13 protein-coding genes are annotated in these 15,960 nt (G+C 72.4%); 10 read left to right on the top strand and 3 right to left on the bottom strand.

Going from position 1 to position 15,960, the window contains the following annotated elements; translation table 11 throughout:
• The first annotated feature begins 70 nt into the window (after nucleotides 1–70).
• Nucleotides 71–703, top strand: a complete 633-nt coding sequence (locus tag ACYBSK_RS30755) for a PepSY domain-containing protein (RefSeq protein ID WP_457480505.1) — start codon at nucleotides 71–73, stop codon at nucleotides 701–703.
• A gap of 447 nt (nucleotides 704–1,150) precedes the next feature.
• Here ACYBSK_RS30755 and meaB read toward each other — a convergent pair whose 3' ends face one another.
• Both meaB and ACYBSK_RS30765 read right to left on the bottom strand, forming a co-directional pair.
• On the bottom strand, nucleotides 1,151–2,107 hold the full coding sequence (meaB, locus tag ACYBSK_RS30760) for a methylmalonyl Co-A mutase-associated GTPase MeaB (RefSeq protein ID WP_457480506.1): 957 nt from the start codon (nucleotides 2,105–2,107) through the stop codon (nucleotides 1,151–1,153).
• Nucleotides 2,108–2,167: 60 nt separating this feature from the next.
• Nucleotides 2,168–3,370, bottom strand: a complete 1,203-nt coding sequence (locus ACYBSK_RS30765; RefSeq protein WP_457480507.1) for an acetyl-CoA C-acetyltransferase — start codon at nucleotides 3,368–3,370, stop codon at nucleotides 2,168–2,170.
• Between the two features lie 138 nt (nucleotides 3,371–3,508).
• Between ACYBSK_RS30765 and mce the strand changes: the two genes are divergently transcribed.
• The 8 genes from mce (at nucleotide 3,509) to ACYBSK_RS30805 (ending at nucleotide 14,288) form a co-directional block, all read left to right on the top strand.
• On the top strand, nucleotides 3,509–3,949 hold the full coding sequence (gene mce / locus ACYBSK_RS30770) for a methylmalonyl-CoA epimerase (protein WP_457480508.1): 441 nt from the start codon (nucleotides 3,509–3,511) through the stop codon (nucleotides 3,947–3,949).
• Nucleotides 3,950–4,191: 242 nt separating this feature from the next.
• Nucleotides 4,192–8,211, top strand: coding sequence for a polarized growth protein Scy (gene scy, locus ACYBSK_RS30775; protein WP_460244072.1), 4,020 nt, complete (start codon nucleotides 4,192–4,194; stop codon nucleotides 8,209–8,211).
• A gap of 193 nt (nucleotides 8,212–8,404) precedes the next feature.
• Nucleotides 8,405–9,340, top strand: a complete 936-nt coding sequence (locus ACYBSK_RS30780) for a coiled-coil domain-containing protein (RefSeq protein WP_306321819.1) — start codon at nucleotides 8,405–8,407, stop codon at nucleotides 9,338–9,340.
• Between the two features lie 214 nt (nucleotides 9,341–9,554).
• Complete coding sequence (locus ACYBSK_RS30785) at nucleotides 9,555–10,538, top strand: ABC transporter ATP-binding protein (protein ID WP_460244073.1); 984 nt, start codon at nucleotides 9,555–9,557, stop codon at nucleotides 10,536–10,538.
• Between the two features lies 1 nt (nucleotide 10,539).
• The gene (locus tag ACYBSK_RS30790; RefSeq protein ID WP_457480511.1) at nucleotides 10,540–11,310 is read left to right on the top strand and encodes an ABC transporter permease subunit; all 771 of its coding nucleotides are present in this window, start codon (nucleotides 10,540–10,542) and stop codon (nucleotides 11,308–11,310) included.
• An 88-nt stretch (nucleotides 11,311–11,398) separates the two neighbouring features.
• Nucleotides 11,399–12,112 (top strand): hypothetical protein, encoded by a 714-nt coding sequence (locus ACYBSK_RS30795; protein ID WP_460244074.1) that lies wholly within the window; start codon nucleotides 11,399–11,401, stop codon nucleotides 12,110–12,112.
• A 113-nt stretch (nucleotides 12,113–12,225) separates the two neighbouring features.
• Complete coding sequence (locus ACYBSK_RS30800) at nucleotides 12,226–13,458, top strand: ABC transporter ATP-binding protein (protein WP_460244075.1); 1,233 nt, start codon at nucleotides 12,226–12,228, stop codon at nucleotides 13,456–13,458.
• The gene (locus tag ACYBSK_RS30805; RefSeq protein WP_457480514.1) at nucleotides 13,455–14,288 is read left to right on the top strand and encodes an ABC transporter permease; all 834 of its coding nucleotides are present in this window, start codon (nucleotides 13,455–13,457) and stop codon (nucleotides 14,286–14,288) included. Before ACYBSK_RS30800 ends, ACYBSK_RS30805 begins: the two co-directional genes overlap by 4 nt.
• Nucleotides 14,289–14,312: 24 nt before the next feature.
• On the opposite strand, the gene ACYBSK_RS30810 is transcribed toward ACYBSK_RS30805, so the two are convergent.
• Complete coding sequence (locus tag ACYBSK_RS30810; RefSeq protein ID WP_457480515.1) at nucleotides 14,313–14,654, bottom strand: ATP/GTP-binding protein; 342 nt, start codon at nucleotides 14,652–14,654, stop codon at nucleotides 14,313–14,315.
• 213 nt (nucleotides 14,655–14,867) lie between these two features.
• Between ACYBSK_RS30810 and ACYBSK_RS30815 the strand changes: the two genes are divergently transcribed.
• Nucleotides 14,868–15,902 carry an LLM class flavin-dependent oxidoreductase gene (locus ACYBSK_RS30815; protein ID WP_460244076.1) on the top strand — a complete coding sequence of 345 codons (1,035 nt, stop codon included), beginning with the start codon at nucleotides 14,868–14,870 and terminating at the stop codon, nucleotides 15,900–15,902.
• Nucleotides 15,903–15,960 lie beyond the last annotated feature (58 nt).

The following is a 15,960-nucleotide window of genomic DNA, read 5'->3' on the forward strand; positions in this document are numbered from 1 at the left end:
GTTTCCCGAAGGACGGACAGGGCGGCCGGAAGGCGCCGCCCGCCGGACACCTCAGTCACGGGAGAAGCTCATGAAGCGCCGTACCACTGTCATCTCCGCCATCGCCGTCGTCGCCGTGCTCGGCGCGGGCACGGCCACCGCGGTCGCGGTCGCCGACGACGAGGGTTCGCCGAAGTCGGTGGCGTCGAAGTCGTCGGTGAAGGTGAAGGACGACGACGGTGTGAGCGACAAGCAGGAGGACGCGAACGAGGCGAAGGGCGCGAAGGTCTCCGCCGAGGACGCGATCGCCGCCGCGCTGAAGCACACGTCCGGCACGGCCGTGGGTGCGGACCTCGACTCCGACGACGGGCGGCTGGTCTGGGACGTCGACGTGATCGGCTCCGGGAACAAGTGGCAGCACGTCGAGGTCGACCCCGGTACGGGCAAGGTGCTCGGCTCCCACACGGAGCGGGACGACGACGGGGACGACGACGACAGCGCGGCGCGGGTCGGGGCGATGCTGAAGGGGGCGTCGACGTCGGCGGAGGACGCGGCGCGGGCCGCGGCCTCGAAGGGGACGGTCACGTCGGTGGACGCGGATGACGACGGGGCGGTGAAGGTGTGGGAGGTCGAGACGACGTCGGCGGACGGGACGCAGGCCGACTGGCACGTGTCCTTCACCTCGGCCTCCGTGACGCCGGACCGCTCGTCCGACGACGACTGACACCCCGCCGGGGCGCGCCTCACGCCACGGGGCTCCCCCGCGGAGCGCGCCTCACGCCACGGGGCTCCGCCCCGGACCCCGCTGCTCAATCGCCGCAGGGGCTCAAATTCCCCACCCCCGGTCAGCCCGCCCGCCCCCCCCCAGGGCGGGCTACCGCACCCCCCGGCACCCCGCCTCGGAAAACCTGCCGCCAGCCCCGGCTCCTCACCCATAGCGGTGGGGCCGCACCCCGCCTCGGGCAATCCGCCGCCGCCCCCGGCTCCCCACCCATGGCGGTCGGCCGCGCCCCGCCTTGGGCAGTCTGCCGCCTGGGGCGGCAGGGTGGGCAAGGCGGCACCACGGTGTGGCGCAATGGGGGCGGTGGGCACGGCCACGGTGCGGGTAGGCCGAGCACGATGCCGCGTAACCAGGACGGTGGCGTCGGGGCGCCCCACCCGCCGGCCGCGCTCAGCGTCCCGTGAGGCCCTCCACGAGTTCGTCCGACGCCCGGTAAGGGTCAAGGTCGCCGGAGACGATGCGTTCCGCGAGGGCGCCGAGGCGACGGTCGCCGGAGAGATCGCCGATGCGTTCCCGCAACGCCGTCACGGCGATCGTCTCGACCTCCCGCGCCGCCCGCGCCACCCGCCGCTCCGCGAGAACCCCGTGCTCCTCCATCCACGCCCGGTGCTTCTCCAGCGCCTCGACGACCTCGTCGACCCCTTCGCCGCGCGCCGCGACCGTCTTCACGATCGGCGGCCGCCAGTCCCCGGGAGCCCGGGACTCACCGAGACCCAGCATGTGGTTCAGCTCGCGGGCCGTGGCGTCCGCCCCGTCCCGGTCCGCCTTGTTCACCACGTACACGTCCCCGATCTCCAGGATCCCGGCCTTGGCCGCCTGGATCCCGTCACCCATCCCGGGCGCGAGGAGCACCACGCTCGTGTCCGCCTGCGAGGCGATCTCCACCTCGGACTGGCCGACGCCGACCGTCTCGACGAGGATCACGTCGCACCCTGCGGCGTCGAGGACCCGGATCGCCTGCGGCGCGGCCCACGCGAGCCCGCCCAGGTGACCGCGCGTCGCCATCGACCGGATGTAGACCCCGGGGTCGGAGGCGTGCTCCGACATCCGTACCCGGTCGCCGAGGAGCGCACCGCCGCTGAACGGCGACGACGGGTCGACGGCGAGCACGCCGACCCGCTTGCCGATCCGCCGGTACGCGCTCACCAGCGCCGACGTCGACGTCGACTTGCCGACACCCGGCGACCCGGTCAGCCCGACCACGTACGCCCCGCCCGTGAGCGGCGCGAGCGCGGCCATGACCTCGCGCAGCTGCGGGGACGCCCCCTCCACCAGGGAGATCAGCCGGGCCACGGCCCGCGGCCTGCCCTCCCTCGCCTGCGCGACCAGCGTGGGGACGTCCTGCATCACAGCTCCGTTCACCAGTTCCCGTACACCGACGACGACGTAAGACGCCTGCGAAAGGCGTTACGCCTTGGGTACCCGCACCACCAGCGCGTCACCCTGACCGCCGCCACCGCACAGCGCCGCCGCGCCGACACCGCCGCCGCGCCGCTTCAGTTCGAGCGCGAGGTGCAGCACGATGCGCGCGCCGGACATCCCGATCGGGTGACCCAGGGCAATCGCCCCGCCGTTGACGTTCACCTTTTCCGAGGACACCCCGAGGTCCTTCATTGACTGCACGGCGACCGCCGCGAACGCCTCGTTGATCTCGATGAGGTCGAGGTCCTCGACGCCGATGCCCTCCTTCTTGAGGGCATGCTGGATCGCGTTCGACGGCTGCGACTGCAACGAGTTGTCCGGTCCCGCGACGTTGCCGTGCGCGCCGATCTCGGCGATCCACTCCAGGCCCAGCTCCTGCGCCTTCGTCTTGCTCATGACGACGACCGCGGCGGCACCGTCGGAGATCTGCGAGGACGTGCCGGCGGTGATCGTGCCGTCCTTGGCGAAGGCCGGGCGCAGCTTGCCGAGGGACTCCGCGGTGGTCTCCGCGCGGATGCCCTCGTCCTTGCTGAACAGGACCGGCTCGCCCTTGCGCTGCGGGATCTCGACGGGCGTGATCTCCGCCTCGAACGTGCCGTTCTTCTGCGCGGCGGCGGCCCGCTGGTGCGACAGCGCGGCGATCTCGTCCTGCTCGGGACGGGCGATGCCGAGGCGGGTGTTGTGCTTCTCCGTCGAGGCGCCCATGGGGATGTTCTCGAAGGAGTCCGTCAGCCCGTCGTACGCCATCGCGTCGAGCATCTCGACGGCGCCGTACTTGTAGCCCTCACGGGACTTCGGCAGGAGGTGCGGGGCGTTCGTCATGGACTCCTGGCCACCGGCCACGACCACGTCGAATTCGCCGGCGCGAACGAGCTGGTCGGCGAGCGCGATGGCGTCGAGACCGGACAGGCACACCTTGTTGATGGTGAGCGCCGGGACGTTCATCGGGATGCCCGCCTTGACGGCGGCCTGGCGAGCCGGGATCTGCCCTGCCCCGGCCTGGAGCACCTGCCCCATGATCACGTACTGCACCTGGTCGCCACCGATCCCCGCACGGTCGAGGGCGGCCTTGATCGCGAAGCCGCCGAGGTCGGCTCCGGAGAAGGACTTGAGCGAGCCGAGCAGTCGGCCCATGGGCGTCCGCGCGCCCGCGACGATCACTGACGTGGTACCGGTCGTTCCTGACATGAGGCACGGCCCCTTGGAGATGAGGAGTGAACGAGGGTTTACCAAGAAAGGTACTGACCGGTACTGCCCGCGTCATCGCCGCGCGAGTGTGATCGCGCGCACGTTGCGTAACCACTCCGAGCGCGCTGCACTGACAGCATGCTGACGCGAATCGACCACATCGGGATCGCCTGCTTCGACCTCGACAAGACCGTCGAGTTCTACCGGGCGACGTACGGCTTCGAGGTCTTCCACTCCGAGGTCAACGAGGAGCAGGGCGTGCGCGAGGCCATGCTCAAGATCAACGAGACCTCCGACGGCGGGGCCTCCTACCTCCAGCTGCTCGAACCGACCCGCGACGACTCCGCCGTCGGCAAGTGGCTGGCCAAGAACGGCGAGGGCGTGCACCACATCGCCTTCGGCACGGCCGACGTCGACGCGGACGCCGCCGACATCAAGGACAAGGGCGTACGCGTCCTCTACGAAGAGCCCCGACGCGGGTCGATGGGCTCGCGCATCACGTTCCTGCACCCCAAGGACTGCCACGGCGTCCTGACCGAACTCGTCACCGCTGCGCCCCAGGAGTCGGCGGAGCACTGACCTCCACATAGTGGGCCCGGTAGGGTTGTGGGGCGGCTGCCGTCTCCAACGGCCGGTCGTGGGCCGGGGTCCGGGTATCGGGGGACGAGGGTCGGAGCACATCGGACGGCGAAGGCATCAGCCGGAACGGTCCGACAGCACCGGCGAATTCGATCTGACACCATTCCCCGGGGGCCTCGTTCGCGGGATGGACGAGGCTCGTAAGGAAGTACTTGCGACCAGGGGACGGATGGGACCGCGCAGTGCGGGGCTACGAGAGCCAGGACGGCCGACGGCCGGCTGAGACCGACCATCTCTCGCGGTTCGAAGCCGAGATGGACCGGCTGAAGACCGAGCGGGAGAAGGCCGTCCAGCACGCCGAGGACCTCGGCTACCAGGTGGAGGTGTTGCGCGCCAAGCTGCACGAGGCGCGCCGCAGCCTCGCGTCCCGGCCTGCCTACGACGGGTCGGACATCGGCTACCAGGCCGAGCAGCTCCTGCGCAACGCGCAGATCCAGGCCGACCAGCTGCGCGCCGACGCCGAGCGCGAGCTGCGCGAGGCCCGCGCGCAGACCCAGCGCATCCTCCAGGAGCACGCCGAGCAGCAGTCCCGGCTCCAGTCCGAGCTGCACACGGAGGCGGTCAACCGCCGCCAGCAGCTCGATCAGGAGCTCGCCGAGCGCCGCCGCACGGTCGAGACGCACGTCAACGAGAACGTGCAGTGGGCCGAGCAGCTGCGCGCCCGCACCGAGCAGCAGGCCCGCCGCCTCCTCGACGAGTCCCGCGCCGAGGCCGATCAGGCGCTCGCCGCCGCCCGCGCCGAGGCCGAGCGGGTCTCCGAGCAGGCGCGCCGGCGCCTCACCTCCGAGGCCGAGGAGGCGCGCGCCGAGGCGCAGTCGATCCTGGCCCGCGCGCGCCAGGACGCCGAGCGCCTGCTGAACGCCGCGTCGACGCAGGCACAGGAAGCCACCGACCACGCCGAGCAGCTGCGTACGTCGACCAGCGAGGAGTCCGAGCAGGCCCGCCGCCGGGCCGGCGAGCTGAGCCGCGCCGCCGAGCAGAAGATCGCCGAGGCGGACACCGCGCTGCGCGAGGCCCGCGCCGAGGCCGAGAAGGTGCTCGCCGAGGCCAGGGACGCCGCGACCAAGCAGCTCGCGAGCGCCGAGTCGACCAACGAGCAGCGCACCCGCACCGCCAAGGAGCAGGTGGCCCGCCTCGTGCAGGAGGCCACCAAGGAGGCCGAGGCCACCAAGTCGGAGGCCGAGCAGGTCGTCGCCGACGCGCGCGCCGAGGGCGAGAAGCTGATCGCCGAGGCCAAGGAGAAGGCCCGTACGGTCACCGCCGAGGAGACGGCGGGCGAGCTCGCGAAGGCCGCGCGCACCGCGGAGGACGTGCTCAACAAGGCGTCCGAAGAGGCCAAGGCGACGACGAAGGCCGCCGCCGACGAGGCCGAGCGGCTGCGCGCCGAGGCCGAGGCGGAGGCGGACCGGCTGCGCGCGGAGGCGCACGACCTGGCCGCCGAGCTCAAGGGCGCGGCCAAGGACGACACCAAGGAGTACCGCGCCAAGACCGTCGAGCTCCAGGAGGAGGCGCGGCGGCTGCGCGGCGAGGCCGAGCAGCTGCGGGCCGAGGCCGTCGAGGAGGGCGAGCGGATCCGGGCCGAGGCCCGCCGCGAGTCCGTCCAGCAGATCGAGGAGGCCGCCAGCACCGCCGAGCAGCTCCTCGCCAAGGCGAAGGCGGACGCCGACGAGCTGCGCGGCAACGCGGCGACGGAGAGCGAGCGCGTCCGCACCGAGGCCATCGAGCGGGCCACGGCGCTGCGCAAGCAGGCCGAGGAGACCCTGGAGCGCACACGCGCGGAGGCCGAGCGCTACCGCACCGAGGCCGAGGAGCAGGCCGAGGCCACCCGGTCCGAGGCGGAGCGCGCGGCGCAGGAGCTCAAGGACGAGGCCGAGCGGGCCATGCAGGCCAAGCAGGAGGAGGCGGCCCGCGAGCTGACCCGCCTGCACACGGAGGCCGAGGAGCGCCTGACCGCGTCGGAGACGGCGCTGAACGAGGCGCGGGAGCAGGGCGAGACGCTGCGCCGCGAGGCCGCCGAGGAGGCCGACCGGCTGCGCGCCGACGCCACCGAGCGCGCCCGTACGGTGCAGGCGCAGGCCGAGGCGGAGGCCGAGCGGCTGCGCACGGAGGCCGCGGCGGACGCGTCGACGACCCGCTCCGAGGCGGAGAACGTGGCGGTGCGGCTGCGCACCGAGGCCGCCACCGAGGCGGAGCGCCTCAAGACGGAGGCGCAGGAGTCCGCCGACCGGATCCGCGCCGAGGCGCAGACCGCGGCCGAGCGGATCGCCGCCGAGGCCGCCGAGACGCTGGCCGCCGCCCAGGAGGAGGCGGCCCGGCGCCGCCGCGAGGCCGAGGAGACGCTCGGCAGCGCGCGCGAGGAGGCCGACCAGGAGCGCGAGCGGGCCCGCGAGCAGAGCGAGGAACTGCTCGCCGTGGCGCGCGCCCGCGTCGAGGAGGCGCAGACCGAGGCCGTCCGCCTGGTCGAGGAGGCGGACCAGCGGGCGACCGAGATGGTCTCCACCGCCGAGCAGACGGCGCAGCAGGTGCGCGACTCCGTGGCCGGGCTCCAGGAGCAGGCCCAGGAGGAGATCACCGGGCTGCGGTCCGCCGCCGAGCACGCGGCGGAGCGCACGCGCACGGAGGCGCAGGAGGAGGCCGACCGGGTCCGCTCCGACGCCTACGCGGAGCGGGAGCGCGCCACCGAGGACGCGAACCGGGTCCGTTCCGAGGCCACCGCCGAGGCGGAGGCCGCCAAGGCCATGGCGGAGCGCACCGTCGCGGAGGCGTTCGCCGAGGCGGAGCGCCTGCGCACGGACGCGTCGGAGCACGCCCAGCAGGTCCGCACGGAGGCCTCCGACCTGCGCTCGGCCGCCGACCAGGACGCTTCGCGCACCCGCGCGGACGCCCGCGAGGACGCCAACCGGATCCGGTCCGACGCGGCGGCGCAGGCCGACACGCTGATCACCGAGGCGGCCACCGAGGCCGAGCGCCTGACGACGGAGACCAACGCGGAGGCGGAGCGGGTCCGCGCCGAGTCCACCGCGAAGGCCGAGAAGCTGGTCGGCGACGCCACGGCGGAGGCCGAGAACCTCGTCGGCGACGCGACCTCGGAGGCCGAGCGGCTGCGCGCCGAATCGACGGCCGCCGCCGAGCAGTTGACGAACGAGACGCGGGCCGAGGCCGAGCGCGTACGGACCGAGTCCGTGGCCAAGGCCGAGAAGCTGATCTCGGACGCCACCGGAGACGCGGAGCGGCTGCGCGCCGAGGCCGCCGAGACGGTCGCCTCCGCGCAGGCGCACGCGGAGCGGATCCGCACCGACGCCGAGCGCGTCAAGGCGGACGCGGCGGCGGAGGCCGAGAGCATCACGACGGCCGCGCGCGAGGAGGCCGAGCGCACCCTCGACGAGGCCCGCAAGGACGCCAACAAGCGGCGTACGGAGGCCGCGGAGCAGGTCGACAAGCTGATCACGGAGTCCGCGACCGAGGCGGACAAGCTGACGCGCGAGGCGCAGGAGACGGCGCAGAAGACGACCGCCGACGCCGAGGCGCAGGCCGACACGATGGTCGGCGCGGCCCGCACGGAGGCCGAGCGCCTGGTCTCCGAGGCGACCGTCGAGGGCAACTCGATCGTGGAGAAGTCCCGTACGGACGCCGACGAGTTGCTCGTCGGCGCGCGCCGGGACGCGACGCAGATCCGGGAGCGCGCCGAGGAGTTGCGCGACCGGATCACGTCCGAGATCGAGGAGCTGCACGAGCACGCGCGCCGCGAGTCCGCGGAAGCCATGAAGAGCGCGGGCGAGCGCTGCGACGCCCTGATCAAGGCCGCCGAGGAGCAGCTCACGGAGGCCCAGGCCAAGGCCAAGGAGCTGCTGAGCGACGCGAATTCGGAGGCCGGCAAGGTCCGTATCGCCGCGGTGAAGAAGGCCGAGGGGCTGCTCAAGGAAGCCGAGCAGAAGAAGGCCGAGCTCTCCCGCGAGGCGGACAAGATCAAGGCGGACGCGGAGGAGGAGGCGACCGCCATGCTCGAAAAGGGCCAGCGGGACCTCGACGTGCTGGTCAGGCGCCGCGAGGACATCAATGCCGAGATCTCCCGTGTCCAGGACGTGTTGGAGGCGTTGGAGAGTTTTGAGGCTCCGTCCGGCGGGGGAGGCAAGGACGGGGGCGTCAAGGCCGGGGCAGCCGCGGGTGCCACACGATCGAGTGGCAAAAGCTCCGAGAGCTAGCGATTCGGCCAACGGCCGCGCCCACCAAGGACCTTTGGCCCTTGCCCTGGCAAGCAGTCCGACTTCACGCCACTCAAAAGGGGTGACATTTTAGAGCTGAAGCCTGATCAAACCGGCATCTGCACGGTGACACGCCGCTACGCCCCCTAGGATTCCCCCTATCACCTCACCGGTCTCATTCGACAGGAACCCCATGAGCGACACTTCCCCCTACGGCTTCGAGCTTGTGCGGCGTGGGTACGACCGCGCTCAGGTGGACGAACGGATCTCCAAGCTCGTCTCCGATCGTGACAGCGCTCTTGCCCGTATCACTGCTCTGGAAAAGCGCATCGAGGAGCTGCACCTCGAGACGCAGAACGCGCAGGCGCAGGTGAACGACGCGGAGCCGTCGTACGCCGGCCTCGGCGCCCGCGTCGAGAAGATCCTCCGCCTCGCCGAGGAGGAGGCCAAGGACCTGCGCGAAGAGGCCCGCCGGGCCGCCGAGCAGCACCGGGAGCTCGCCGAGTCCGCGGCCCAGCAGGTGCGCAACGACGCCGAGTCGTTCGCCGCCGAGCGCAAGGCCAAGGCCGAGGACGAGGGCGTTCGGATCGTCGAGAAGGCCAAGGGCGAGGCCACCGCGCTGCGCACCGAGGCGCAGAAGGACGCGCAGTCCAAGCGCGAGGAGGCCGACGCCCTCTTCGAGGAGACGCGCGCGAAGGCCGCCCAGGCCGCCGCCGACTTCGAGACGAACCTGGCCAAGCGACGCGAGCAGTCGGAGCGCGACCTGGCCTCGCGTCAGGCCAAGGCCGAGAAGCGCCTCGCCGAGATCGAGCACCGTGCCGAGCAGCTCCGCCTGGAGGCCGAGAAGCTCCGTACGGACGCCGAGCGGCGCGCCCGCCAGACGGTGGAGACGGCGCAGCGTCAGGCCGAGGACATCGTGGCGGACGCCAACGCGAAGGCGGACCGTATCCGCAGCGAGTCCGAGCGCGAGCTGGCGGCGCTCACGAACCGCCGCGACTCGATCAACGCGCAGCTGACCAACGTCCGCGAGATGCTGGCCACGCTCACCGGTGCGGCGGTCGCCGCCGCGGGCGCCCCGGCGGAGGACGAGCCCATCTCCCGCGGAGTGCCGGCGCAGCAGTCCCGCTAGGCCCATCGAGCCCCTGCGGCGCTCGGCTCCATCAAGCCCCTGCGGCGATTGAGCAGCGGGGTCCGGGGCGGAGCCCCGGGGGCCAGCCACGGCGCCGCGGGGGCGAGGTCACGGGGCTCCGCCCCGGACCCCGCGCCTCAATCGCCGGCGAGGCTTAAGAGCCCTCGGTCACCCACAAGTGGCCGGGGGCTTTGCCGCGTTTTAGCGTGGCCGCATGATCGAGCTCTCGGGGCTGACCAAGCGATACGGCGAGAAGACCGCCGTGGACAACCTCACCTTCACCGTCCGCCCAGGAATCGTCACCGGCTTCCTGGGCCCCAACGGTGCCGGCAAATCCACCACCATGCGGATGATGCTCGGCCTCGACAACCCCACCGCCGGCAACGTCCGCATCGACGGCAAGCACTACGCCCAGCTGAAGGACCCGCTGCGCCACATCGGCGCGCTGCTCGACGCGAAGGCGATGCACGGCGGCCGCAGCGCCTACAACCACCTCCTGTGCCTGGCGCAGTCCAACGGCATTCCCAAGAGCCGCGTCCACGAGGTGCTCGACACCGTCGGCCTGACCGCGGTGTCGAAGAAGAAGGCGAAGGGGTTCTCGCTCGGCATGGGCCAGCGCCTCGGCATCGCCGGCGCGCTCCTCGGCGACCCGCAGATCCTGATGTTCGACGAGCCGGTCAACGGGCTCGACCCCGAGGGCATCCACTGGATCCGCAACCTGATGAAGTCCCTCGCGGCAGCGGGCCGTACCGTCTTCGTCTCCTCCCACCTGATGAGCGAGATGGCCCTCACCGCCGACCACTTGGTGGTCATCGGCCAGGGCCGGCTCCTCGCCGACATGTCGATGCCGGAGTTCATCCGGCAGAACTCGCGCGCCTACGTACGGCTGCGCTCCCCGCAGCGCGAGCGCCTGCTCGACCTGCTGCACCGGTCCGGCATCACGGTCGTGGAGGCCGGCAGCGGCACGCTGGAGGTGGACGGCCACTCCTCCGAGGAACTCGGCGAACTCGCCGCGAGCCACCAGATCGTCCTGCACGAACTGAGCCCCCAGCAGGCCTCCCTGGAGGAAGCGTTCATGCAGCTGACCGCGGAGTCGGTGGAGTACCACGCGCACACGGACGCCCCCGCGCAGCCGCAGCCCCAGGCGCAGTGGGGCCAGGGCTGGCAGCAGCCCGACGACGGCAAGAAGGAGGCCTGAGATGGCCGCGGCCCAGGTCCTCCGCTCCGAGTGGACCAAGATCAAGTCGGTGAACTCGACGGCCCTCACGCTCGGCCTCGCGGTGCTCGTCTCCGTCGGGCTCGGCATGCTGATCAGCGCCTTCACCGGCAACGAGTTCGACAAGATGTCGACCGGGGACAAGCTGACCTTCGACCCGACCTTCATCTCGTTCTCCGGCCTCACCCTCGGCCAGCTCGCCATGGTGGTCTTCGGCGTCCTGGTCGTCGCCAGCGAGTACAGCACCGGCATGATCCGCACCTCGCTCGCGGCGGTCCCGCAGCGCGGCACGTTCCTCTTCTCCAAGATCCTGGTCGCCGCGCTGCTCGCGCTCGCCGTCGCGCTGGTCACCAGCTTCGCGTCGTTCTTCCTCGGCCAGCTGATGCTCGGCGACCACAACACGGACCTGGGCGCCCCGAACGTACTGCGCGCGGTGTTCGGCGCCGCCGTCTACATGACGCTGATGACGATGTTCTCCATGGGCGTCGCGGCGATGCTCCGCTCCCCCATGCTCTCGCTCGGCATCCTGATGCCGTTCTTCTTCCTGGTCTCGCCGATCCTCGGCAGCGTCTCCGCGACGAAGAAGGTCGCCCAGTACTTCCCCGACCAGGCGGGCACGAAGATCATGCAGGTGGTGGACACGCCCGGCGACGACACCCCGTACGGTCCGTGGGGCGGGCTCGGGATCCTGCTGGTGTGGGTCGCGGTGGCGCTGATCGTCGGATACGTGCTGCTGAAGAAGCGGGACGCGTAGAAGGGCTCCGTACAGGACGGGTCCGTCCACCCACGGCACTCGTCCTTGTACGGGACAGACCCGCGTGCCTGCCCTAATCTGCGGCCCCATGGCGCCCATCGACCCCAGCCGCACCCTGGCCCTGCTCGGCTACGACACCGTCCCCGCCCTCGTCCCGCTCAGCTACCCCGGCCGCCCGGTCACCGCCCCGTCCCTCCTCCTGGGCGACCGGCTCCTCGACCTCGACGTGGAGCGCGAGCTGCCCCGGTGGAGCGCGGACCGCACCCCCGTGCTCGCCGTCGGCTCCAACGCCTCCCCCGCCCAGGTCGCGCACAAGCTCGACCGGCTCGGCCTCGAAGTGGCCGTGCCGATGGTCCCGGTCACCGTCCGCGGCATCGGCGTCGGCTGCTCCGCGCACATCGGGCGCAACGGGTACGTGGCGGCGGCCCCGTACCCGGACCCGGGGGCCGAGCGCAGCCTCGTCGTCTCCTGGCTCGACGCGGCCCAGCTGAAGGCCGTCGACGCCACGGAACTGCCGAACTACCGCCGCGTCCCCGTCCCCGGGGCGCCCGTCCCGGGACTCCAGATGTACGTCGGTGAGCACGGCGTCCTCGTCGACCCGGCCACCGGCTCTCCCCGGGCCGGCGGCGTCGACCAGGCGGGGCTGCTGAGCGCGCTCATGGCGGCCTCCGCCGAACTCGCCGCCCTGCTCGGCCCGACCCCGCGGGACTGGGTGCGGCGGGCCGTCGCCTCGCCCTCCGTACGCGAACGGGGCACCCGGCTGCTGCGCGCGGGCGGAACGACCCCCTCCGGCCCCTTCTGACTCTTTGCTCACTCTTGGCAGGAACCGTCAGCGCGCGTATACCCTCCTAACCCTTACGGGGGCGTCTGCCCCGACGTCCTGAAACTCTCAGATCCTTCCGATGGGTGCGGAGAATGATCGAGGCAGTCGGCCTGACGAAGCGCTACGGCGCGAAGACAGCCGTGTACAACCTTTCCTTCCAGGTGCGGCCGGGGACCGTGACCGGGTTCCTCGGGCCCAACGGCTCGGGCAAGTCCACGACGATGCGCATGATCCTCGGTCTCGACCGGCCGACCGCCGGTCACGTGACCATCGGCGGCTATCCGTACAGCAAGCTGCCGAACGCGCCGCGCCAGGTCGGCGCGCTGCTCGACGCGAAGGCCGTGCACGGCGGCAGGACGGCCCGCAGCCATCTGCTGAGCCTGGCCCAGCTCTCCGGCATCCCGGCCCGCCGGGTGGACGAGGTGCTCGGTGTCGTCGGGCTCCAGGACGTGGCGAAGCGGCGGTCCAAGGGGTTCTCGCTCGGCATGGGCCAGCGGCTCGGCATCGCCGCGGCGCTCCTCGGCGACCCGCAGGTGCTGCTCTTCGACGAGCCGGTCAACGGACTCGACCCCGAGGGCATCCTCTGGGTCAGGAACCTGATGAAGACACTCGCCTCCGAGGGGCGCACGGTGTTCGTCTCCTCGCACCTGATGAGCGAGATGGCGCTCACCGCCGAGCACCTGATCGTGATCGGGCGCGGGCAGCTGCTCGCCGACATGAGCGTGCGGGACTTCATCGCGCACAACTCCGCGGGCTTCGCCCGGGTCCGTACGCCCGACAGCGAGCCGCAGCAGCGCGAGAAGCTGACCGCCGCGCTGACCGAGGCGGGCGGCCAGGTGCTGCCGGAGCAGGACGGCGCGCTGCGCGTGACGGGTCTCGCGCTGCCGCGCATCAGTGATCTGGCGCACGGCGCGGACGTCCGGCTGTGGGAGCTGTCGCCGCACCAGGCCTCGCTGGAGGAGGCGTACATGCGGATGACACAGGGCGCCGTCGACTACCGCTCGACCGCCGACCAGCGCGCGGGGCTGCACGAGCCGCTGCCGCCCGGGATGATGCCGCCCGGCCAGATGCCGGTGCCGGGCCAGGACCAGCCGGGCTGGTACGCCCCGCCGCCGCCCCAGGCGCCCGTCCAGCCGCCGGTCGCGGACCAGAACCCGTACGCGGCCCCGCTGCCGCCGGCGGGCGCCCCCGCGGTCCCGCCGAGCGCGCCCATGCCGCCCGCGAACGCCCCGGCCGCCGCTCCGGCGGCCCCGCCCGCCGCGCCGCCGAGCCCGGCCGCCGCCCCGGCCCCGACCGCCCCGCCGATGGACAAGGACGCCCGATGAGCACGCCGCACCCGCCCTTCGCCGCCCCCGGCGCCTCGTACGCCTCGCCCATCCCGATCCGCAAGGCGCACCTCGGCGACGCGCTCGCCTCGGAGTGGACGAAGATCCGTTCCGTGCGCTCCACGATGTGGACGCTCGGCGTGATGATCGTGCTGATGGTCGGCCTCGGGCTCGGCTCGGCCGCCGTGGTCGCCGCGGACGACGGCGCGGCGCCGGACAGCGACCAGGTGCTCAGCCTCGGCTTCTTCGGCACGCTGCTCGGCACGATCTGCGTGATGACGCTCGGCGTCCTCACCATCGCCTCCGAGTACGGCACGGGCATGATCCGTACGACGATGACGGCCTGCTCCAGCCGGAGCCGGGTGCTCGCCGCCAAGGCGATCGTCTTCTTCGTGCTCGTCGCCGTGCTGACCACGGTGTTCGCCGCGCTCGTCGGCGCGCTCCAGGTCGGGATCGTGGGCTCGGACTCGCCGGGCGGCGGCGTGTGGGTGAAGTCGACGCTCGGCGTCGGCCTGTTCGTCGCGCTGCTCGGCCTGCTGGGCCTGGCCGTCGGCACGCTGGTGCGGCACTCGGCGGGCGCGATCACCATCATGGTCGGCGTCGTGCTGCTGCCGCTGGTCATGGCGATCTTCATGTTCGCGGAGTCGCTCAAGGACCTCCAGCAGGCCCTGCTGGAGTACTCGGTGCCCAGCCAGCTCGCCGTGCTCTACGACCAGTCCGTGACCGGCAACTCGGGCCCGACGGGCTGGGAGCCGCTGTGGATCATGGCGGGGGTCACCGCGGTGGCGCTCGGCGGCGCGTTCCTGTCGATCAACAACCGCGACGTGTAGCCGTATCGGCGGATCCGCCGGGGCTCAGTACCGCGGAGCGTTCCTGGACCGCTGCACCTTCGTGGTGCGGCGGTCCTTCGCGTTCCAGCACGCCTTGTGCCAGTGCCGCCGGTCGTCCACTCCCCCGTACTCCGGCCAGGCCACCACGTGCGCGACGCCGGAGGGGATCTGCTGGTCGCAGCCGGGGCAGCGGTAGGTCTTGCCGGCCGCGCTCGCGCCCGCCACGTGGCGCACGCTCCACTGCTCGCCCTGCCAGCTCTCCGCGGACTGGAAGCCGCCGTAGCGCCGCCCCTCGTCCGCGCCGCCGCTGCCGCCGCTGTTGCTGGAGGACCCGCCTGCCTTCGGACGGTTGCGGCGCGGAGACACGTCTCACCTCGGTGTGTGGGAACGGAAGCAGGAGGACCTCTCCAGCCTACGCCGAAGGTCAGGGGGTACCCGAAGATCCTCCGGCCGGGGCCCGCCGCAGGACCGACCGGAAAATCCGCCAATCTTCTTGCGAGGCCGTGTCTTTGGCACTTGCCAGCCGTTAATGCCTTCAGGGGGAGTGCCCGCGCCGGCGCCAAGAAAGGCAGGAGTGCGATGCGCGTAGGAACGTTTGTACTGGCCGCTCAGTTTCCCGGTCAGGGTCAGGGGGAGGCACTGCACCGCGCGGTGCGGTCCGCCGAGGTCGCCGAAGAGGCAGGACTCGACTCGGTGTGGCTCGCCGAGCACCACTTCGTGCCGTACGGGACCTGCCCGTCGGCCGTCACGCTGGCCGCGCTGCTGCTCGGCCGCACCCGCACGCTCCGGGTGGGCACGGCGGTCAGTGTGCTGCCGACCGCGCACCCGGTGGCCCTCGGCGAGCAGGCGGCGCTGCTGCACGTCACGTCCGGCGGCCGGTTCTCGCTCGGCGTCGGCCGCGGCGGGCCCTGGGTGGACCTGGAGGTCTTCGGGGCGGGCGTCGAGGCGTACGAGGAGGGCTTCCCGGAGTCCCTCGATCTGCTCCTGAGGTGGCTGCGCGACGAGCGGGTCGGAGGGACGGGCGGGCGCTTCGACTTCCGTGAGGTCCCGGTCGTCCCGCGCCCCACGGAGGCGATCGGCGGGGCGGCCCAGGAAGGGCCGGAAGTGGTTGTTGCCTGCACGTCACCGAAGACGGTGCGGCTCGCCGCCGAGCGGGGTCTGCCGATGCTGCTCGGCATGCACATCGGGGACGCGGAGAAGGCGGAGATGGTCGGCCTGTGGCGGCGCTGCGCGCGCGAGGCGGGCCGCTCGGTCGAGGAGGTCTACGCGGCGGCGCACGTCTCCGCCGGTGTCGCCCAGATCGGTGACAGCGAGTCGGAGGCGGCCGAGACACTCCTGAAGGCGATGCCGGGCTGGCTGAAGCAGGGTCTTGACGCCCATGTGACGGTCGACGGCAGGGCCCGCGCGATGCGTGATCCGCACGCCTACACGGAGTTGCTGTGCTCGCTCCATCCGGTCGGCACCCCGCAGGTGTGCGCGGACCGGCTGGCGGCCACCTCGGAGCGGACGGGGATCACCCGGTTCGCCCTGCTCGTCGAGGGCTCGGGGGATCTCTCGGCGACGGAGGAGAACGTCCGGCGCCTCGGGGCCGAGGTGCTTCCTCAACTCGCCTGAGTCCGTGGGGCGTTCGCCTCGGCGCCTGCCGACCCGTACAGATGCACCTCCCGCATAC

The sequence above is a fragment of the Streptomyces sp. BYX5S genome (genome assembly GCF_054724165.1).